Annotated in this window: 19 protein-coding genes and 1 tRNA gene; 5 read left to right on the forward strand and 15 right to left on the reverse strand. The window is 49.1% G+C overall.

Annotation, left to right across the window (positions count from 1 at the left end; translation table 11 throughout):
* The coding region (locus GF404_06600) for a hypothetical protein (GenBank protein MBD3381849.1) at positions 1-425 on the reverse strand (425 nt) is incomplete at its 3' end.
* Between the two features lie 423 nt (positions 426-848).
* Between GF404_06600 and GF404_06605 the strand changes: the two genes are divergently transcribed.
* Positions 849-1,355: a hypothetical protein gene (locus GF404_06605; protein ID MBD3381850.1), complete on the forward strand. Its 507-nt coding sequence runs from the start codon at positions 849-851 to the stop codon at positions 1,353-1,355.
* A 59-nt stretch (positions 1,356-1,414) separates the two neighbouring features.
* On the opposite strand, the gene nifU is transcribed toward GF404_06605, so the two are convergent.
* Complete coding sequence (gene nifU, locus GF404_06610; GenBank protein ID MBD3381851.1) at positions 1,415-1,819, reverse strand: Fe-S cluster assembly scaffold protein NifU; 405 nt, start codon at positions 1,817-1,819, stop codon at positions 1,415-1,417.
* Positions 1,820-1,963: 144 nt separating this feature from the next.
* Positions 1,964-3,187, reverse strand: coding sequence for an aminotransferase class V-fold PLP-dependent enzyme (locus tag GF404_06615; protein ID MBD3381852.1), 1,224 nt, complete (start codon positions 3,185-3,187; stop codon positions 1,964-1,966).
* A gap of 147 nt (positions 3,188-3,334) precedes the next feature.
* Between GF404_06615 and GF404_06620 the strand changes: the two genes are divergently transcribed.
* Both GF404_06620 and GF404_06625 read left to right on the forward strand, forming a co-directional pair.
* Complete coding sequence (locus GF404_06620) at positions 3,335-4,690, forward strand: hypothetical protein (GenBank protein ID MBD3381853.1); 1,356 nt, start codon at positions 3,335-3,337, stop codon at positions 4,688-4,690.
* A 123-nt stretch (positions 4,691-4,813) separates the two neighbouring features.
* The gene (locus GF404_06625) at positions 4,814-6,214 is read left to right on the forward strand and encodes a hypothetical protein (GenBank protein MBD3381854.1); all 1,401 of its coding nucleotides are present in this window, start codon (positions 4,814-4,816) and stop codon (positions 6,212-6,214) included.
* Positions 6,215-6,225: 11 nt separating this feature from the next.
* On the opposite strand, the gene pdxT is transcribed toward GF404_06625, so the two are convergent.
* From pdxT to GF404_06650, 5 genes are all read right to left on the reverse strand, one after another.
* The gene (gene pdxT / locus GF404_06630; GenBank protein MBD3381855.1) at positions 6,226-6,846 is read right to left on the reverse strand and encodes a pyridoxal 5'-phosphate synthase glutaminase subunit PdxT; all 621 of its coding nucleotides are present in this window, start codon (positions 6,844-6,846) and stop codon (positions 6,226-6,228) included.
* Positions 6,847-6,918: 72 nt separating this feature from the next.
* Entirely contained in the window at positions 6,919-7,803 is an 885-nt protein-coding gene (pdxS, locus tag GF404_06635; GenBank protein MBD3381856.1) for a pyridoxal 5'-phosphate synthase lyase subunit PdxS, read from the reverse strand.
* 139 nt (positions 7,804-7,942) lie between these two features.
* On the reverse strand, positions 7,943-8,428 hold the full coding sequence (locus tag GF404_06640) for a redoxin domain-containing protein (protein MBD3381857.1): 486 nt from the start codon (positions 8,426-8,428) through the stop codon (positions 7,943-7,945).
* Positions 8,429-8,433: 5 nt separating this feature from the next.
* Complete coding sequence (locus tag GF404_06645) at positions 8,434-9,762, reverse strand: ABC transporter permease subunit (GenBank protein ID MBD3381858.1); 1,329 nt, start codon at positions 9,760-9,762, stop codon at positions 8,434-8,436.
* Complete coding sequence (locus GF404_06650; GenBank protein MBD3381859.1) at positions 9,701-10,624, reverse strand: ATP-binding cassette domain-containing protein; 924 nt, start codon at positions 10,622-10,624, stop codon at positions 9,701-9,703. Before GF404_06650 ends, GF404_06645 begins: the two co-directional genes overlap by 62 nt.
* Before the next feature lie 288 nt (positions 10,625-10,912).
* On the opposite strand from GF404_06650, the gene GF404_06655 reads away from it, so the two are divergent.
* On the forward strand, positions 10,913-11,644 hold the full coding sequence (locus GF404_06655) for a hypothetical protein (protein MBD3381860.1): 732 nt from the start codon (positions 10,913-10,915) through the stop codon (positions 11,642-11,644).
* On the opposite strand, the gene GF404_06660 is transcribed toward GF404_06655, so the two are convergent.
* The 5 genes from GF404_06660 to GF404_06680 form a co-directional block, all read right to left on the reverse strand.
* A complete protein-coding gene (locus tag GF404_06660; GenBank protein ID MBD3381861.1) occupies positions 11,641-13,935 on the reverse strand; it encodes a hypothetical protein in 2,295 nt (764 codons plus the stop codon). The genes GF404_06655 and GF404_06660 overlap by 4 nt on opposite strands.
* A complete protein-coding gene (locus tag GF404_06665) occupies positions 13,907-15,502 on the reverse strand; it encodes an amidohydrolase family protein (GenBank protein MBD3381862.1) in 1,596 nt (531 codons plus the stop codon). The genes GF404_06660 and GF404_06665 overlap by 29 nt, the downstream gene beginning before the upstream one ends.
* 6 nt (positions 15,503-15,508) lie before the next feature.
* A complete protein-coding gene (gene selB / locus GF404_06670) occupies positions 15,509-17,380 on the reverse strand; it encodes a selenocysteine-specific translation elongation factor (protein MBD3381863.1) in 1,872 nt (623 codons plus the stop codon).
* A gap of 1 nt (position 17,381) precedes the next feature.
* Positions 17,382-18,758, reverse strand: coding sequence for an L-seryl-tRNA(Sec) selenium transferase (locus tag GF404_06675; GenBank protein ID MBD3381864.1), 1,377 nt, complete (start codon positions 18,756-18,758; stop codon positions 17,382-17,384).
* A 59-nt stretch (positions 18,759-18,817) separates the two neighbouring features.
* Positions 18,818-18,907 (reverse strand) — tRNA-Sec (locus GF404_06680).
* A gap of 281 nt (positions 18,908-19,188) precedes the next feature.
* Between GF404_06680 and GF404_06685 the strand changes: the two genes are divergently transcribed.
* Complete coding sequence (locus GF404_06685) at positions 19,189-19,557, forward strand: VOC family protein (GenBank protein ID MBD3381865.1); 369 nt, start codon at positions 19,189-19,191, stop codon at positions 19,555-19,557.
* 115 nt (positions 19,558-19,672) lie between these two features.
* Here the strand turns inward: GF404_06685 and bshB1 are convergent, their stop codons facing one another.
* A complete protein-coding gene (gene bshB1, locus GF404_06690; GenBank protein ID MBD3381866.1) occupies positions 19,673-20,392 on the reverse strand; it encodes a bacillithiol biosynthesis deacetylase BshB1 in 720 nt (239 codons plus the stop codon).
* Complete coding sequence (gene bshA, locus GF404_06695; protein MBD3381867.1) at positions 20,392-21,510, reverse strand: N-acetyl-alpha-D-glucosaminyl L-malate synthase BshA; 1,119 nt, start codon at positions 21,508-21,510, stop codon at positions 20,392-20,394. Before bshA ends, bshB1 begins: the two co-directional genes overlap by 1 nt.
* Between the last annotated feature and the right edge of the window lies 1 nt (position 21,511).

Below are 21,511 nucleotides of genomic sequence, written 5' to 3' on the forward strand. Positions count from 1 at the left end.
ATCGGTATAAACTGCTCCGGCGTACCCGCAGGCACAGTGAACCAGAGCGTACTTAAAAGGCTATCGCCAGGAATCACACCCTGCGGTTCCATCAGCTTGACAAAGCCTATCACACCCAGATTACTATCTGGCTCTGCAAAACTGTTGTAAATGTTGATATGAGCACAGGAAGCGCCTACCTTGGATACCGAGTCGATCGTGATGTCATCGGAACCATAGTAGAAGCCCAGAGAAGCACCCACTACTTCAAATGTGTTTACCAGCCTGATTTTGACAGGAATGAGCGTGTCCACAGACGGCGGACCATCCAGTACGACAGTTTCCACAAAGACAGTGTCGTTTTCACCGGATTGCGCATAGGCCTGTACAAAAGACAGCGTAAACAGCATGAGTAATGCAGTGATCAGGAAGCGTTTTTTCAACATGCTACCTCCCTAATGGAATTAATGGTTTGTTAGTAGTTATCTTCAATTCAGGAAAAATGAATGTAATTACCTCTAGTAAACAGCTAAAAAAGAAGAAAGTTAGTATACTGCCCTTTGCCAAAAGTAATAAGCCGTAAGCAGACTCACCCCACCAAATTGATCTGCAGGTAAATCGATAGAAATATAAAGAATTACCTATGGATGTCAAGTTAAATTCACGTAAGGCATACATATTGTAAATACATCTCCTAAATATTTTTCCGAGCTATTTTTTGCAAATATCAGACCGGAAATGCGAGTTTTTCATAAAAACCTCTAACCTATTAAAAAAACACGGCTTAGCGATTATTTTCTTTGACAAACAAACGTACAGAGGTTAAATTAGACAGCAAAAATGCGTAAACTTTTGCATACTGAAACAAAATGAACATTTCACGCTACCTCGATGTCGACCTGATCAAACTCGAGATGGAATCGGAAGTTGATCCCCCTGAAGAGGGCGAATACTCTCAACGCCAACTACTTGAGGTCAAAGAAACGATCCTTTCGGAACTTGTCGATCTGATGGAGAAGTCTGGCAAGGTATCCAACAAGAACAAGCTCTTTATCGACCTGATGAACCGCGAAAAAAAGGCTTCGACAGGGATCGGGGAAGGTATAGCCATACCCCATGTGCGTACCATGCAGGCCCGCGAATTCATCGTCGTAATCGGAAGAAACCTTAAGGGTTACGAGTTTGATTCAATGGACGGTGAACCAGTCAGGCTGTTTTTCTGCATGGCTGCGCCACCCTACGATGACAACCTGTATCTAAAAGTCTTCAAAGAACTTGCCGAGAGATTCGAATACCCCGGGTTTATCGATAACCTGCTGTCCGCCAGCGATGGACATGAGATTATCAGGGCATTTAAAATTACTGAGCAGGGTTAAACAAAAAAAGCCGGCTGTCGAAACCGGCTTGAATTTTCTCTATTAAGTTGAAACAGGGCTCAGGAACCACCGTTTCCACTGTTATTGCGTTTATCGTAATCCTTCAAAGCCGCCGCCAGGGCCTCCTCGGCCATAACCGAACAGTGAATCTTGACTGCCGGAAGTCCGTCTAAAGCTTCGGCCACCGCCTTGTTGGAAATCTTTTTGGCCTCATCCAGTGAGATCCCCTTGATCAACTCGGTCAGCATGGAGGAGGTGGCAATCGCCGCCCCGCATCCGAAGGTCTTGAACTTGGCATCGACTATCTTCTCATCCTGAATTTTCAAATACAGACGCATCATATCCCCGCAGGCCGGGTTGCCGACATCACCGATCGCGTTGGCATCCTCGATCTCGCCCATGTTGCGAGGATTCATGAAATGGTCCATGACCTTATCCGAATATGGAAATACCTTTTCGCTCATCTCAACTCCAGATGTTTAACCTATCACTAAAGTTTAACCGGCCATTATATAAACCTGACATAATATAAAAAGTTTCCCGGAAAACAAGACTTTTTTGAAGCTGTTTTATAATTTTTACATCTAACGAGTACTCAGGAGCACCGCTTATTGCGAATAGGGATCATTTCCACGCAGCTTATCTGCGTACAATGGCGACATCATGAGCAATTTCTCGACGATCTCCGGCATCTCCCCGAGCAGGTAATCGACCTCCTCAACGGTGTTGTCCTTGCCCAGCGAGAGCGTGAGCGAGCCGCTACAGTATTCGACCGGCACCCCTATCGCGGTAAGCACATGCGAGGCCGCCAGATCCTCCTCATCATGACCTCGTAAGTTGGAAGAGCAGGCTGAACCTGAGGCGGACATAATCCCCTTGATGTTGAGCATCAGCAAAAGCGATTCCCCCTCCACATATTTGATCCAGAAAGAGACATGACCCGGCAAACGATGCTGTGGATCGCCGGTGAAACTGAGATATTCTACTTTTTCCCGGAGGCCCTCGCGAAGACGTTGGGTCAGAAAATTGAGATGCTCGATCCGTTGCGACATCTCTTTCTGCGCCAGAACTGAAGCCTCGCCCATCCCGACTATCCCGGGCAGGTTTTCGGTTCCGGAACGGTATCCGCTTTCCTGGAAACCGCCCTCGAAGAGTTGCCTGAGATTTACTCCGGACCTGCGGTAAAGGACACCTACCCCCTTGGGACCATAGTAGTTATGAGCTGAGATGGTCAGTAAATCGACGCCCAGTTGAGTGACATCAACAGGGATATTGCCGACAGCCGCGGCACCGTCGACATGGAAACAGACACCTTTTTCGCGCGCGACTTTGGCTATTTCAGCAATCGGCTGAATGGTTCCGATCTCCGAACTTGCCAGGTTGATCGAAATCAACGCCGTATCCTCCCGGACAGCCCCGTCCACATGGGTGGGATCGACACGGCCATTCTGGTCGACTTTCAAAATCGTAACCTCATAGCCTTGATTTTTTAACTCGTACATCTGGTTCAGTATCGAATAATGCTCGACCTCGGAGATAATCAGATGCTTTCCGCGCGCTTCTCCAGATCTCAAAAATCCCTTAACAGCCAGGTTGTTGGCTTCGGTTGCGCCGGAAGTAAAAATAATCTCATCCGGTTTAGCTCCAATCAGGTCAGCCACCTGGCTACGTGCCAGATCGAGCGCCTGGTTGGCGGTTACTCCTTGTTTGTGAATATGCGATGACGGGTTGCCGAACTTCTCACAAAAATACGGTTTCATCGCCTCGAATACGCGCTTATCGAGTGGTGTGGTGGCCTGGTGATCAAAATATATGTTTTTTTCTGACTGCATCTCAATACCTTTCCGAATTTGTCCTGAATTGGAATTTATAACTCTTAAACCGGAATAATTCAAGCGAAATTATTATAATTGCCGAATATACTAAAGACGAGAGTATATTTATTTTGATTTATTCACTCAAGATTTTATTATTATCCCATGAGTAACTTATACGAAAGAGCCAGAGGCTTTATTTTCCGCTTTCTGCCTTTACCCTGGTACTACGGCAGGGAGTTCAGCCAGATCAGGTCATTTCTCGAAAGCTCCCGCCATTGGTCTCGTGAGCAGATGCAGTCATACAAGCTCAGTAAACTGCGTGAACTTGTCAGGTTCGCAGGAAAACATGTTCCTTACTACCGCGAACTGTTTAAAAGCGAAGATATTGATTATCGCGACCTTAAGTCTTTAGAGGAATTTGACCAGATACCGCCCCTAACCAAGGACATTCTTTTCGATCGGCAGGATGATTTGAAAGCTGATGATTTCGAGCGCCACAGACCGATTTCAACTAAAACCTCCGGTACAACCGGCCGGGTGACACACCTCTACCGCAGTCACTACCAGGAAGCTTTCCGCAATGCGGTTGTCTGGCGCATCTACAATAACTGGGGTGTCGGTTTTCGCGACCGGATCGCTCAGATTACAAATCCCACAGCTTATTCGCTGGATTCACCATTGTTTGAAATTGATCGACTGGAGAACCGTCTGGTAGTCAATTCTTATCATATTATCCATGAGCAAATCACTGAAATAATGCATGAGCTGATACGTTTCAAGCCTAAAATGATCTGGACTCATCCAAGTATTCTTGGTATGCTGGCCGAGCATGCCCAGATAGAAAACTTCGCTCCGCTCGAAATACCGGTGGTGGCAACATACGCCGCCAAAGCCTTTGAAAATGTAAAAAGAATCATCAACAAGTCATTTCCAACCACATTTAAAGAGTATTACGGCAACCGCGAAAATACGATCTCCGCCTGGGGTGACAGCGACGCTACCTTCTACGAAGTCTCGGAATACTGTCACCTTGAAGTCGATGCCAGAGCAGAGGCCGAAAGCGGAGAAATCGTCTCCACCAGCCTGCACAATTACGCCATGCCCATGATTCGCTACTGTCCCGGCGATATCGGACGTAATCTCGGCTTCGAGAATGAGGACAGCCCATATCCGAAAATCGAGTTGATCGGCGGACGGGGTAAAAACCTGCTGATGGGTACGGAGGGCATTATTTCGCCGGCTTACTTCTATATCTACCTGGAAAAGATCAATTTCAACGGCTTGCTCAAGTACCAGATGGTGCAGGAAGAACTTGACCGGGTGGTGATCAAAATCGTCCCCAAAATAAATTATATCCCTGAAACTGATGAGCCCATTCTTTTGGAAGCGGCAAAAAAAACAATCTCAGAAAATATTCACTTTCGTATCGAATACGTAAGCGACATCCCGTTTACCAAAAGCGGCAAATTCAGGCAGGTGATATCACCGTTTGTCGAACCGCATCTTAATCGCGACTGATACAGTAAGGTATAATAATATACTTGACAATCTCGTTTTTTTTGATATTGATACCTGTATGAGACCGGTTTAATACACAAACCGATTTAGTTACGTCATGGTTCTGACCGATAGTCATACTGTATGGGGAATCTTACATCTAAATTCAAAAACATCATGTATCGTTTTCTGCCGTTACCGTACTTTTACGGCAGAGATTTCAGGGAAATATTCGGTTTTTTACTGGAAAGCCAGAACTGGAGTTTTGAACGCCTGCTGGACTATAAACTTGCCAGATTGCGTGCCCTGGTTAAGCATGCTCAGCACAATGTCCCTTACTATCGCCGTCTGTTCAAGAAAATGAATATAGACTACCGTGATATTGACAATTTTCAGGCTTTCGAACAATTACCGATTCTCGAAAAAGAGACGATTCAAAACTGTTTTGAAGACTTTAAAGCGGATGATTTTGAAAGCTATCAGCCGATTAAAACTGTGACGTCCGGCACCAGTGGTAGCCGGACTACCATCTTTCGAAGCAGTTACCAGGAAGCATTTCGCCAGGCGGTATACTGGAGGTTTCTGCATTCACGGGGGATCGCTTTTCGTGATCCGACTGCAACTTTGACCCGCCCGTTAGGCTTCGATCTTAACTCACCCGCGTGTGAACTGGACCGCATTGACAATACCCTGGTATTGAACACTTATTACATCAGCAAACACAAATTTGACAGGATATTGAATCCATTGCGCGAATTTAAACCCAGGCTGATCTGGGGCCATCCCAACACCCTGTTTGTTCTTGCTGAACATATCCTCGTAAATGATCTGCCCCCGATAGAAACCGGCCTGGTAGCCACTTTTGGTGAAAAGATGTATTCCCCTATCCGGGAGACCCTGAAACGCGCTCTCATAGGCGAATATGTAGAATACTATGGAAACCGTGAGAACACCATTGCCGCCTTTAGTCCCGGCAACGATCATTTCAATGAAGTCAGCGAATACTGCCACCTCGAGTTACAGCCCACAACTGACTCCAATCTGATCCGCAATCATTGCGGTGCGGGTAACCTGCTGACGACCAGCCTGCATAATTACGCCTTTCCCCTGATACGGTATCAATCAGAGGACCTGGTGGAGTACTGCAATGATCCTGACTGCCGGCAAAGGTCTCCCTATTTCCGTATCCTGGGAGGCAAAAACAGGGATCTGCTTCTGACCCGCAAGGGACTGATTCTGCCATTTTTTTTGACAAATCTGGAAAAGCGGGGATTCAACAAGATCAGGCAATATCAACTCGAGCAGTTAGACCTGAACAATGTAATCCTGCGTGTAGTCGTCAGCCCGGATTTCAAGATCGATAGCGATGAAAAAATGCTTCTCGATTATACTTCTGAAGCGCTGGCAAACAGCTTCAAAATCAAGGTTGAATATCACGATAAAATCGAGTTTACCGAAGCGGGAAAATTTCGCCCGGTTATTTCAGATCTGGCTTCAGCCTTTATGGAGAAACGTCTCAGAAGCGGTGTACAGCAAGCCGGCTAAAATCTTTCCCGCTATCTTTTGGGGGGTTCCATTTTCAAGAAGTATTCATGGATACGCAGATCGTCGGTGAGTTCAGGATGAAACGAGGTCACCAGCAGATGTCCCTGGCGAGCCATGACGGTATCACCTTTCATCTTACCCAGGCTTTCAACCTTATCGCCCAGCCTGGTTATCTTTGGCGCCCTGATAAAAACCATTTTGAATCGATCAGTTTTGCCGTCCAGCTGGATATCACCCACCTCGGAAAAGGAGTCGATCTGCCGGCCATAGGCATTACGGGCGGAATCGATATCGACCAGCTTGAGCGGATTGATCCGCTCGTCACCTGAATCGCGTGAGAGCATAATCAGTCCGGCACAGGTTCCCCAGACAGGCTTGGCCCGGCCGAAATCGATCAGAGGCTGGCGGAGGTCATACTGGTCAATCAGCTTGTTGATCGTGGTCGATTCCCCGCCGGGAATAACCAGTCGGTCGATCTGATTTAAATCGGAGACATTTTTCACCAGGCAGACGGAACATCCCAGTTTCTCGAAGGCTTTGCGATGCAGGTCGAAATCTCCCTGGAGAGCGAGAATACCGACCTGGTATGCCTTTTCCTCGTTTTTTTTCAGGTGAATTCTGCTTTCAGCCATAGAAACTGACCCAATTAAAGAACGCCGAATCTTTCAATCCGGCGTTAAATACATCTCTACCTGTATCGAAATCTATCGAACCTGCAATAGTTCATCCTCGGGGATATCATTCAGGTCGAGACCTTTCATAGCGATACCGATATTGCGTGAGACCTCGATCAAAACTTTCGGGTCCTGGTAATTCGTCGTCGCTTTTACGATTGCCTTGGCACGCACTTCCGGGTTATCCGACTTGAAAATACCTGAGCCGACAAAAACGGCTTCAGCGCCGAGCTGCATCATCAGCGATGAATCAGCCGGTGTGGCAATACCGCCGGCGGCGAAATTCGGCACCGGAATTTTGCCCAGCTGAGCAACTTTGGCTACCAGCTCGGGAGCGACTTTCATCTCCTGAGCTTCGCTGTGCAGTTCCTCCGGTGACATACCCTGCAGGCGTCGAATATGGCTCATGACCATTCTCATGTGGCGGACTGCCTCGATGATGTTACCGGAGCCGGCTTCGCCCTTGGTACGGATCATAGCCGCGCCCTCGGAAATACGCCGGAGAGCTTCGCCCAGGTTCCGACATCCACATACGAACGGCACCTTGTACTGCCATTTGTCGATATGGTACTTCTCATCGGCCGGAGTAAGCACCTCGGATTCATCGATAAAATCGACTTCCAGTGCCTCAAGTATCTGAGCCTCGGCGAAATGGCCGATACGAACCTTGGCCATAACCGGGATAGAGACCGCTTCTTTGATTTTTTCTATAACCTCGATCGCGGCCATTCGCGCTACCCCGCCCTCGGCGCGGATATCGGCCGGAACCTTCTCCAGGGCCATAACCGCGGCCGCGCCGGCATCCTCGGCTATTTTGGCCTGCTCGACGGTGGTCACATCCATAATCACGCCACCTTTGAGCATCTCGGCCAGGCCGACTTTAATTTTGTAGTTTTCAGTTTCGTATCTGTGCATATTTTACCTCGCTTCTTATACTAACCTGACCGCGACAATATAATAAAACCTTCATAAAAAAGAAACACTGCTGTTATAAATATTGATTCAATTTTTTACCAAAAATCAGCGGTTTAAACTAAACCTGGTGACGGGATATTCACCCCGGTTTGACATTCGGAACATCATCATCTACGGCGAACAGCGGCAGTTCTTTAGCGCTCAGGCCGGGCAGGATGTAATTCAGTTTTTCCAGCTCCCCCTTTTGAAATCCCATGAAACGTGAAATCTCGGCACCGTCAGAATTGATCAGGATTACCGTCGGTACGGAGCCCAATTCGTAGCGGCGACTGACATCATAGGGTGGCGGTTCCATTACGATTTTGAAATCGAGGTCGAGTTCCGAAACCATGTTCACGGTGTCCTGTCGATTATCCTGCGCAATTCCGAGAAAACAGGCGTAATCATCAGAATAGCGGTCATACAACCTTTGGATAAACGGCAATGTAAAACGACAGGTCGGACAGTCGTGCTTGAAAAAGACCAGCAACACCGGTTTTTCCGCCAGCAGTTCAGAGAGTTTGACGGTTACATTTTCCATGTCCCGCAGTTCAAAATCATAAATGTCGAAAACATAATTTGTCATACATACTATTTATAGCGCAACCACTTGATAAGTTCCGAAACCGAGGGCCGTTTTCCATACATCAGAATTCCAATCCTGAATATTTTTGCGGTCAGCCATCCCAGCACCGCAATCGAAACTACCAGAACAGCCATGCCGATAATGATTTGCGCGGGTGGCACAAACCCGAACGAGGCCCGTAATATCATCATGGTCGGAGTAAAAAACGGCACCATCGAGATCGCCACAACCCAGGGAGCATCCGGATTCTGCACAATTGCCATGGCAACCATGATCGGCAATATCAGGGTAATCGTGATCGGCCCGATAACCTGCTGAGCATCGCGCTCGGAGTTTATAATCGATCCCAACAGGGCGAATATCGTGGCGTAGAAAAAGTATCCCAGCACGAAAAAGATGGCGAAACTTACGAAGAAGTTTACTGACAATGATTTGGCATTGTCAATCAGGTCGCTGATGAAGCCCGTGTTGGAACCCAAAAAGAATACCGCCGCCCCCATCAGTCCCCACAGGATCATCTGCGTCACCGAAGCGGCCCCGAGACCGAGAATCTTGCCCATCATCAGGTCATAAGGTTTGAGCGATGAGATCAACACTTCTATGATGCGGTTAGATTTTTCCTCGCGCACTGCACGCAAAAGATGCTGGCCATAGCCCATGATCGAACCGAACAGAATCATTACGAAAGCAATACCTGAAAGATACTGGGTTAAAAACTCCGCCCGGCTCTCCTGTCCTTCCGGCCCGACCTGCTTGAACTCCAGGTTTACATCGCGAGTCAGCTCATGGACCTGTTCGACCGGAACGTCGTAATCGGCCAGCTTTTCACGCACTACAACCTGGCTCATGACCTGTTCGATCATCGCCATATCCGCGAATTTTCCGTACTTGCGGGCGTAGCGCTCCACCTGCTTGGTTTTCAGAACATCCTCTGGAACGACCACGTAGGCTTCGATCTCTCCGGCTTCAATTTTGTTATTCAGCTCCTCTTTGAGGGCATCGAACTCTTCCGGCCTGGTTTGCATATATTCGATTACGAAAATCGAGCGCCCGTCGGGTAGCTGACCGACAAAGGCCGATTTGAACTCATCCATCAGTCCGGAACCGAGATCAACCAGGGTAAATTCGATCGGATCTTTGGTTTCCCTGTCGATCAATAGTGACGGCAAAAATATGATAGCGAACATAAACAGCGGGGTCAAAAGCGTCCCGATCAGAAACGATTTCTTTTTTACCACTTCGCCGTACTCATGCCTGATGACAATCCCCAGCTTACCCATTGCCGACCTCCTTTTCATCCTCCTTATCGCGAACCATCTCGACAAAGATATCATGCAGGGAGGGTTCCATGTATTCGAAACGGTTGATCGAAACCTGCGGCACAAGCGCGGAAAGGATTTTCTGCGGTTCAGTATCCCGCATCAGTTTCAACTCGACATACTTGTTGAAATCGTAGATTTTTTCGATTCCTTCGAGCTTCTTTAATACGGCATTGTCGCCTTCGAATTCCAAAACGACCGTATTTTTTCCGAAACGCTTTTTCACTTCGAACAGGGGACCGTCCAGGATTTTTCGCCCTTTGTTTATAAGGCAGATCGAATCGCACATCTTTTCGGCCTGCTCCATAATATGAGTCGAGAAGATAATCGTTTTGCCGCGACGCTTTTCCTCCAGAACTATACCCTTGATTAACTCCAGGTTGACTGGATCCAGCCCGGAAAACGGTTCATCCAGAATAATCAGCTGAGGATCGTGGATCAGGGTTGTAACAAACTGCAATTTCTGCTGCATTCCCTTGGAAAGCTCCTCCACCTTGCTATCGGCGTAATCCTCGAGCTTCACCCGCTTCAGCCAGTTCGAAATAGCCTCTTTGAGGCTGGATTTGTCCATCCCCTTAATCTGTCCCAGGTATAGCATAACGTCCGCGATCGTCATTTTCTGGTAGAGACCGCGCTCTTCCGGCAGAAATCCGATCTTGTCCTTGAGCTCGTCGGTGAGCTGATCTCCCATAATCCTGATTTCACCGCTGTCGGGCGCGATGATATTCATAATCATCCGGATCGTGGTAGTTTTTCCGGCCCCGTTGGGCCCCAGAAGGCCGTAGATTGCCCCCTCCGGTACAGCCAGCGAGAAATCATCGACCGCTGTTTTCTGACCAAATGTTTTGGTTACATTTTCGAGCTTGAGCATGTCCATATATTTATCCCATTCAGTTTATGATGTTCTCACAGCTTACCACTGAACTTGCAATTTATTCTTATAAAAATCAACAACTTATCTACGCATCCGGCTATTTGAAAGTTCGCATAAAATGTGGGAAAAATCCCATAATATAAGCGCGCGATCAATTATTCAAAACTGGACAGGCAGTGCTATTCCATTGTACAGCAACACCTTACATGAAACGCCAGAGTTCCATAAACATGGCATGGATTTTGTATTTTATAGCTCTCAGAAAGGGATTTTTTGGCAGGGAGGATAAAAATGAGTTTAGATGTTCAGGGAAGTCATCAGGTATCCAGCCATAAGCCTCTGATGCCCCAGAAGTCTCAGGTAGCGGTCAAGTTGAAACAGAACCCGTTACCTGACTCCGAAGAGGACCTCAGAAATCCGTTCGAGGCTGACAAGCTGGAACTCTCCTTGAATTCATTCAAGGAAGAACGAGCGCTCCTGAAATCCAAAGAACAGAACCATGTTCAAACCAGGTCCTCGCTCGACATCATACGCACCAACCTGCTTCGGGCGGAGTCGCTTCTGTACCAGGTGATGGCGACCGGGGCTTTCGACCAGGATTCTCTGGAGGCTGTACAGAGGCGCATCGCGCGGGAGCTTTCAGGTGTCGACGTACATTTTAAAAAGGTTGATCTGCCCGGCCTGACAGCTCGGGATGTACCACAACAACTTCGCGAACCGGAGAAGATCGAGCTCGAGAGTTACAGCGATGTAAAACAGCTTTCGGAAGATATAAAGTCTGCCTCTGAGAAGGTCGACAAAGCTGAAAGCGAGTTGCAGAATTCCTCTGAAGATGATGTCCGGGTCGGCAAACTTCTGGAGGTAGCGGAGCAGAATACGGCCGCCGCGATCTCGAATTACGATCCGACAGACATTTTTAAGCGGGCGGAGAATGTCTCCCAGGCTCTCAAGCAACAGCATCCGGCCATGCTGGACGCGCATCTGCCGATCAACCAGCAGGCCGTGGTCGATCTGCTGGCCTAATCGAATTTAAGTATACCCAGCATACGGTAGTCGCGGTCGCCCTCGATTGAACTGGCGGGGGCGACCCAGCCCATGATCTTGACCGGGTTACCGGTCTGGTCATTATCGACATCCCACAATTCCAGACCATAGCCGATCGTTTCGCGCTGTTTCGGATCGAAGTTATTGAGATAAACCAGGGGAATCTGAACTTCTAACGAATACCCGGTTTCGGTTTTGCGAGCCGCAAAAATCGGACTTACACCCTCGGGACTGCTAAACGAAAAAGTGCTGTCCTCGCCCTCGGGCGGTATTATTTCAAACACAAACAGGTTGTCTCCCGCCAGCCTCTCGCGGTTGATAAATTCACCTGATCTGTCGCGCAGATCGAGATACAACCGCAGTTGATCGCGTTTTTTATCGGTATCCGCGAAAAGCATATTGTCATAAACAATCGCCCCCAGGTAGAGATTATCGCGGTCGAAAGCTACCCGTGTGTCGATCGACAGGTCGCGTTCATCAGCCCAGCGCATCTCGTTGACCAGCAGGTTCTCGCGGCGGTCCAAATATAGCGAGGTTTTATCATCCCACTCGGACAATTTACCATCGATCAGCGGAGATTTCTTCAGCTTCCTGGCCTTGGCCACCACCCGGCTGTTTTCGCTCAACAAATCGATCTTGTTTTTCAGCTGGTTATAGCGCGAGCGGTCGGTGAAATGGATCAATTGCCGTTCCGCTTCATCGAGGGCGCGCCGGGAGGCCCGGGTTTCGCCCTGTTTTTTGAGGTAATATGCCAGCAGAAAATACATTTCTGCCAGCTGGTAACCGGATTGTGAAAGAGCTTCCATCTCGGAAAAAACTTTCTCCAGATGATCCTGCTTCAATTCCAGAGAAACCCGTCCCAGGTTGTCCATTGACTCACGCAGGAGGCCCATCGGAATCGAATCCGGATCTCCGGATCGATTCAGGTACGAGGCGTAGGCCTTGAAACCACGTGTATAAAAATCTGCGCTGTTGGCATATAACAGGTCATGATAGCATAGATCACCCAGCCTCAGCCATGACAGGATTTCGGTTTTGGTGCCCGAGAAAGCCTCGGCCAGATCGGTGTAGATTTTGACCTCGGAGTTTTTGTCTCCACGGCATCGATATAAATAAGCTTTCTCAAAATACGCCTGCCGGGCTGATTCACCTTCCGGATTCTGATCGATAATCGAATCACGGGCCGCGATCTGACTGGCAAAATCGACCGACACGAGCGCAATCTGTCCCATGCTTTTATGCCCCAGCTTTTCGAACTTCCCGACTTCTCCGAAACCGACCAGGTCGATTTTTCGTACCGTCCCCGTCTCCGCATCAGTCGCCAGCAGGAACTGCCTGTTCGGTGTTACCGTCAGGTGAGTTACCTTGCCGGCCAGCGGGATCTTACGTACAAGAGCCAGGCGGGCGCTGTTTTTATCCGCGATCAGGTCATAAATCAGGGCACTGTATCCCGGTTCGTCATTTATCAGACAAATCAGCCGGTTATCGGCCACAGTCAGTAACTGCATGATATCGCCATCGGTCCGGACCAGTTCCGAAACCGATTCGGTTCCCAGATTCACGAGCGCGATTCCACCTCCCGTTTTATCCTGCCCGTTCAAAGAGGCAGAAGCGGTGATGAGGTAGCGCCCGTCCCAGGAAAGCTCCAGGTCGGTTGGATTCACACCGGCGTAAAATGAGCGCAGTACCTGATAATTAACGACATCGATCACATTGACCACGCCGGCAAACCGATCAGCGACATACAGAAGTTTACCATCCGGCGAGACTTCAACAGCAACCGGATTGCGTCCTACTGTCAACGAGTACAGCTGGGCACCATCGGCCATAGAAATCAACTGTACACTGTTATCATAATCGTCGTCATAACTGCCGTTAGCGACATACATTGTCCTGCCGGAAGGGGAAAAAGCGATATCGGCCACTCTACCGCCGGTACTGAAATCGTACAGTTTCCTGTCGACCACCGGATCGTAAACTTCACAAATCCCCTGCGAGCTCGAAATCACAAACAAACGCTTCAATTTTTCATGATATCGTAGAAGATCACACCCGGGGTTTGTATAAAGCAGGTCGACCAGCAAACTGCTGTCGAAATTCATCACACTCACCGACGCCTTGTTGTCGCGGAAGTATTCCGGATGGCTGACATACAGTTTGTAGCCTTCCTCAGCAACAAGCGATCCGCATAACAGCGGCACAAACATGACAATCGCAAGCACGCTGGCGACCGTGCGAATTTTACCATATTTCAAAATTTTCATCTCCATAGACAAACTCCCCCTCGGCCAGAGTCGCGATTACTTTTACAAATGGAATCTTCTCCGGCTCGATTTGATAAGGATCTTCTTCCAGTATAACAATATCGGCATATTTTCCCACGGATATACTCCCCAGCTCATCTTCTCTGCCCACGGCATAGGCGGAATCGATAGTTGTGGCCCGAATCGCTTCCGCGACATTCAATCTCTCGATCGGATATAACTTACATCCATCAGCGGGACGCTTACGGGTAACCGCGCAATAAATGTTCCAGAGCGGATCGATACGATCGATGGGGCCATCCGAACCGAAAGCCAGCACCGCGCCACTTTTCAGCAAAGAGCTGTACGGGTACGAGTAGCGCGCGCGCCTGCCCCAGTATTTGACCACCAGGTCGAGATCGGAAACCAGGTGGCAGGGTTGCACCGAGGCGATGACATTGTGCCGGGCGAAGAGTTCGATATCCCGCTTTCTAAGTAACTGGCAATGTTCCACCCGATGACGGTAACCATGTTTGCGGCGTCCCATAGCGGAAGCGATCGCTTTCAGGGCATTGTAGTTGGCTTTATCGCCTATGGCGTGTACAGCGACGCTGAGGCCTCCCCGGATGGCCCGCCTGATTTCAGTTTCGAGCTGTTCGTACTCCATCTGTGCGATTCCGCGATTTGTCCTGCTGTCGGAATAGGGAGCAAACATCAGGGCGGTCTTGGAACCGAGGGCGCCATCGGCAAAAAACTTGACCCCGCATATCTTTAAAAACCGATCGCCGTAGCGATCCTTAATATGCAAATCAAGGAGTGAATCCAGATGCTCTGAGCGCACATAGTGATGCACTCGAATTTTGAGGCCATGCTTCCTGTGGTACTCCTGCAACACACCGAATCCGTCAGCGCCGTCAAAACTGCAGACGGAAGTTATTCCCAGGCTGTGAGCGTTTTTCTGGGCGGATGATACCGCTTTAAGTGACTGACCGAGACGGGGAATCGGTATCTGTGAGTAAACTTCAAAAGCCGCCTTCTCGAGCAGAACCCCGGTTGGATCGCCACTTCTATCACGCACGATCTCACCTCCCTGGGGATCAGGAGTATCTCTGTCGATATCCAGCTTTTTCAAAGTCAGGCTGTTGACCCAGGCCGAGTGTTCGTCGCGGGAAAACATGACAACCGGATTGCGGGGGACGATTTTGTCCAGATCCGATGCATGCGGTTCGACCGGATCTCGCCAGTTATCAGACTGCCAGCCATGTCCCACCAGCCAGTCATTTTTTTTCAGTTTTTTGGCCTGCTTTTTTATAAGTTCGAGGACTTCGGAATAGCTTTTACATTTCTCGATATCGAGCATCGCCAGGCTCCAGGCCCAGAAGACAAAATGCAGGTGTGAATCCCAGAAACCGGGCAAAACAGTCTTGCCCTCCAGATCGACTATCTGGTATTCATCGGAAGGTATGGCGTACAAATCGGAGTTCTGCCCCATCCATTCGATTTTCCCACCGGCGATAATCACAGCCTGGCAATACGGCACGCGGTCGTCCTGGGTGTAAATACGACCGGAATGAAACAGCAGTTTTCTTGTCATCCTGACTTATTCGGCCAGAACCCGTCGATCTCCCTCGCGCCGGGTAACTCCCTGACGATCGAGATATTCCAGAATAGGAATCGTATATTTGCGGGTCAGCCCCAGCTTCTCCTTGAGCTGTTTGACCTCGAGATTTCCCTGCGATTTTATAGTGTCTATTACCGTATCCTTGATTTTATCAAAATCTTCCGCTTTGAAGAGGATTCCGCCGGAGAGCTCGATAACTTCACCAGAGCGAACCAGGAAGTTCAGCACCTGTCTTGTAACATGATGACCGCGTTCGATCTCGCGACGAGTCGGAGTCAACAGGTCGGGTGCTGTCAGTCTTGACAGTATATCCTTTCTAACATCGCGGTGTTCCGGTTTGAGACCCGCGCGGTAGCCGGCCAGGCGGATAAATTTCCTGTCCGCTTCGACCTGTTTTTCGGATTCCAGAATACTGAGCGCGAATTCGAGTTCCTCTTCAGACAGTTTCAATTTAGACATCAACTCAGCTTTGCCTACACCCGGAAGCATCGGATTACGTCCGTGAAAATCCTCCAGATGCGATAACACTTTTTTTATAAGCCGATCCTTGTATTCGGCACCGACCAGCAAATTGCCATAACGAATCACCCGGCCGTCGTCAATCAGAGTATTTAAATTCCGTTCGACATCCTCCCGATTGAAATTGGACGCCCTCAGAAGCTCGCCTGAGGCGCGGGTTTTATACTTCCGCAGTTCAGTCAAAATAAGACTGTCGATATGAGCGAGGTCCCGCTCGAGATAAAACTTGCGCAGGCTCTTGTCGTTTCTGCGAAAACCGGTCAGGTCAACATCGACTATTTCACCGCCTGCCGCCAAAAGATCGGGGGTTGGGTAACGCAGAATCACACGATCACCCAGACGAGCCATGATCCGCTCTTGTGCATGGCAGACAATCACACCCTCATCACCCGCTAAAAATCTGTCATCCTTAAACATTTTTATGCGCACATCGAATTCACTGGTACCGACTTTGAGGCTCAGGATTCGGTTGTGGTTGAGCGGGATACGTGCAAATGAAGACATCTCAACCCGCACAGCCAGAGACGATGATCCATCGTAATCATCAGGACCGACCAGGCAGTCACCGCGTGAAATCTCTTCTTTCGAAACACCGGTCAGGGACAGGGCTGTTCGTGCCCCCTGGAAAGCTTCATCCCGTTTCTGTTTGAACGTCTGAATCGATTTGACGCGTGCAGTTTTTCGGCTGGAAACGATCCGGAGTTCATCTCCCGACATAATACTGCCGTCACGCATCGTACCGGTCACAACTGTACCGATCCCGGGCAGGCTGAAAGCGCGGTCGATATAAAGCCTCGGCTTGTGAGGATTGTATCTCTCGGGAAGTTTGCTCAATGATTCAGCCAGGTGTTTCTGAATCAGGTCTAAACCCCGGTTGCCTTTCGCAGAAAAAGGTAGAATCGGTGCATTATATAAAAATGTATGTTTGACTTTCTCACGGATATCCTCTTCTACAAGCAGAAGCCAATCCTCCTCAACCAGGTCTGTTTTAGTTAAAACAATTGCGCCGTGCCTATGGTTGAGAAACTGCAGAATCTCGAGATGTTCCTGCGACTGGGGCATCCAGCCGTCATCGGCCGCCACCACAAACAGGACATAATCGATTCCACCCACACCGGCGATCATATTGCGGATAAAGCGTTCATGACCGGGAACATCGACAATCCCGACCTCGTCGCCGGATTTTAGCGCGAACCAGGCGAACCCGAGATCGATCGTCATCTCCCGTGACAGTTCCTCGGGCAGACGGTCCGGGTTGATACCGGTCAGAGCCCGGATCAGAGTCGATTTGCCGTGGTCGATATGGCCTGCTGTGGCGAGAGTGTAAATCATTTTATTTTATAAATGCCTGCCTGACAGCCGAAATCAGGAGCGCATCTTCATCGGCGAAAACGGTGCGCAAATCCAGAACCAGGTTGTCATCCTTGATACGCCCGATAAGCGGTGGGTCATGCTGTCGAAGACGGGCTGAAAACTTCTGCGGACTGCCTTCGATTGCGAGTTTGAGCCCCAGCGATGGGAAAGACTCTTCGGGTAGTGATCCGCCCCCGCAGAAAGCCTCGGTGTCCAAGATTTCGGATTCGATTTGTAAAGCAGACAGCTCCTGCTGAATTCTTTCCGCACGGTTTCTAAGTTCCGAATTTGATGTTGAAAGCAGTTGGAAAAGGGGAATGTCGTTTAAATCAGCGCGCATATACTTCAGCACCAGTTCTTCCAGCATCGCGATAATTATTTTGTCAAGCCGGCAGGCACGATAGAGCGGATTTTTCTTGACCGCCTGGACCTTTTCTTTTTTTCCAAGAATTATACCGGCCTGCGGACCGCCCAGGAGTTTATCGCCTGAGAAACATACCAGGTCGACTCCGGCTGAGAGCGAATCATGGATGGTCGGTTCACGGGTCAGGCCGAATTCGGAAGTATCCACATATGCGCCTGATCCGAGGTCGTGAACAACAGTCAGGTTTTTACGCTTGCCAAGTTCGACCAGCTCCCTGACCGGGGTTTCCTCGGTAAAACCGATCTGTTTGAAATTGGAAAGATGCACTTTAAACAGCACGGTCGTAAGATCATCAATTGCGTTTTCATAATCTGAAATCACCGTCCGGTTGGTAGCGCCGACTTCTTCAAGTTTAACACCGCTCCTGGTAGCGACCTCATGCATCCTGAAGCCACCGCCGATCTGCACCTGTTCGCCTCTGGATACGATCACTTTTTTGTTGAGCCCGAAGGTATTTAAGATCAACATCACAGAGGAAGCATTATTATTGACGGCGATCCCTGCTTCAGCGCCGGTCAGGGCGGACAGCAGTTCAAACAGAAAAGACCCCCGGCTTCCGCGCGAACCCCTTAGGAGATCGAATTCCAGGGAGGAATATCCGCCGATTTTTGATTTCAAGCGGTCGAACATATCTTTTCCCAGTGGTGTTCGTCCAAGGTTGGTATGAACTACAATACCGGTGGCATTGATCACTCGGCTGGTCAGCTCATAGCGCAGATTATTGAGATCGGATATGATTTTACTAAAAAACGCTGACCGCATCTCGGATCGCCCGGATTTAATCTTTTCACGCAGTCTTTCAATATGCTTGCGAACATAGCGGCCTACCAGCGGACGGGAATATCTCTCGATAAATTCACGAAGAGAATCATCAGCAAGGATTTTCTCTACCTGCGGTATATCACGGAACTGTTTTATCTCGATATCATTCATTTTGATGAATATAGTTTTTTGGATAAAATCCTACAAGCATAAACAACGTGCAATAAAAACGGAAGGGGAAGGAATCGAACCCTCCGCCGCCTTGTGGGGCGGCCAACGGGTTTGAAGCCCGCGGGGGCCACCAGGCCCCATCCTCTTCCGACCGGAATATAAACATTCACCCGCTTTTGTCAATTCGGATGTAAACGGTCAGGAAAATTGCATTCCTTCAACCTGACTTTATATTAAAACTAATTCTACTAAAACTCATAAAATACTTGCTTTTTTACGAAACAGGACTATATTTATCTCGTATACAGAAATAAACCTCACGATTTGTCAATGAGTCAAAAAACAGGCTGATGATAAAAGGCGACTACAACTATTTCAGGCAAGTGCCTTATTGAGTTTACAACATTAGATCTCTGAAAGGAGAAACGGAATGCCCCGACCCGTTCATTTCGAGATTCCGGCCGATGATCCCGAACGTGCCGGTAAGTTTTATGAGGATGTATTTGGCTGGCAGATATCCAAGTGGGATGGCCCGGAGGATTACTGGCTGATCAAATCCGGCGACAAGGAACAGCCGGGTATCGATGGTGGCATCGCCCGTAAAAACGATATGCTGTCATCGGTGACAAATACTATCGACGTTCCCGACGTGGATCAGTTCACTGACAAGATCAAATCCAAAGGTGGTACTGTTCTGATGCCGAAGATGGCTGTGCCCGAGGTAGGCTGGATGGCTTACTGCAAGGACACGGAGGGGAACATCTTTGGTTTGATGCAGATGGATCCAACCGCCAAATAACACAAATTGCGACTGGCTGGTAACCCTCCCCGGATATCAGCCGTTCCATACCCCATCATTCGACACGCGGCGGGTTGTCATACGACAATACCCACGAGGCAGCCCCCGCGTTTTTTTATATCGATTTTACGGGAAGTTTCATCGGGTCGTCGATCGCGATCGGTTCCTTGATGAAGTACGGTTCGGCATACTCGGACTTTATATTCAATCCCAGATTGCGGTCGCGGGTTTTGATATATTCAATTATATCCGCTCCCGGATGAAATATCTGTTTCGAACCGGGGGTACCGTCGAATTGAGACTTATAGGCTCGTACCGCTTCCAGCTTGCGCTTATGCTGATTCGAGACATCTACTAAAAATGAAGGTCTGATTTCGCGATAGTAGGTCGAAAACAGGATCTTGAAGGGCCGATGCGGTTCGCCCTGTAAATCTATTTTTTTCAGTCCGGCGAAATAGCATGCATCCTGAAGAAGCAAAGAACATACGCGATGGTCGGGGTGACGCTGTTCCCAGTAAGGCAGAATCGCCAGGCGGGGCTGATAGTCACGGATGATCTGAGCCAGGCGCAGGATATTGTCGCGATTGAACTCGAGTGCCCCATCGGGCATACCCAGGTTGATACGATTGGCCAGGCCCATAATCCGACCGGCTTCACTCGCTTCCGCCAGGCGATCTTCCGAGGCCCCTTTGGTTCCCATCTCACCGGCGGTCAGATCGCAGGCTCCTGTTTTATAGCCCATTTCAGCCAGCTTGATCATCAGCCCGCCGGAGGTGATCTCGATATCATCGCAATGTGCCGCAAAAGCCATTACATCGAGTTTTTCCGAGCCCATCAACCCACCGTCCTTTCATACAGATTCTCATATTGACCCACGATTTTATCGTAGTGAAATTTTTCGATTACCGACTGACGGGCATATTTCGAGAAACTCTGCCATTTTTCGTTATCTGTCAGGATTTCGACCGCTTTTTGTGCCATCGTATCGGTATCCCCCAGATCGCAGACATAGCCTGATTTGCCATCGCTTATTAACTCCTTCAGGCCGGTCGTATGAGTTCCGATCGAGGGCACCCCGCAACAGAGCGCTTCCATCGCCGCCAATCCGAAAGATTCATGTTCCGACGGCAAAAGGAACAGGTCGCCGGCAGGAAGGATATCTTCGATATTATGGCGACTTCCCATAAAGAAGACATCACCAGAAAGATTGTGCTCATTGACGAATTTTGTGGCGGTAGCAATCTCCGGACCTTCGCCGATCAGGATCAGCTTGCTTTTCACTTTCTCATTTAACTTCAGGAAGACTTCCATTACGTCACCGATCCGCTTGAGGGGACGGAAATTGGACATATGGATCACCAATTTCTCGCCGGCGGGCGCGTACTTGCACTTGAGGTTGTATGGATCACCCGGTTTATATCTTTCCGGATCGATAAAATTATAAATCACCTCGATATCGTCACAGATATTGAAGGTCCGGCAGACCTCGTCCTTGAGATGACTGCTGACCGCGGTGACCGCATCAGATACCTCGATCGAAAAGCGTGTGATATCCACAAATGATTTATCCGAACCCACCAGGGTAACATCGGTGCCATGCACTGTAGTAATCAGCTTCAAATCACATTCAGTGACCATCTGTTTGGCCAGATGACCACAGATAGCGTGCGGGATGGCATAATGGGCATGGATAAGATCGAGTTTATGCTTGCAGGCTACTTCCGCGATTCGCGCCGCCAGGGTCAGGGTGTAGGGCGGGTATTTGAAAAGCGGATAATTCGAAGTTTCGACCTGGTGATAGAAAAGGTTGCGTCCATTGGGATCCAGACGAAACGGCATGGCATACGAGAAGAAATGTACCTGGTGGCCCCTGTGAGCGAGGCATTTTCCTATCTCGGTGGCGACCACTCCGGATCCGCCGATGACCGGGTAGCAGGCGATGCCGATGTTCATC

The sequence above is a fragment of the Candidatus Zixiibacteriota bacterium genome (genome assembly GCA_014728145.1).
Lineage (GTDB): Bacteria > Zixibacteria > MSB-5A5 > JAABVY01 > JAABVY01 > WJMC01.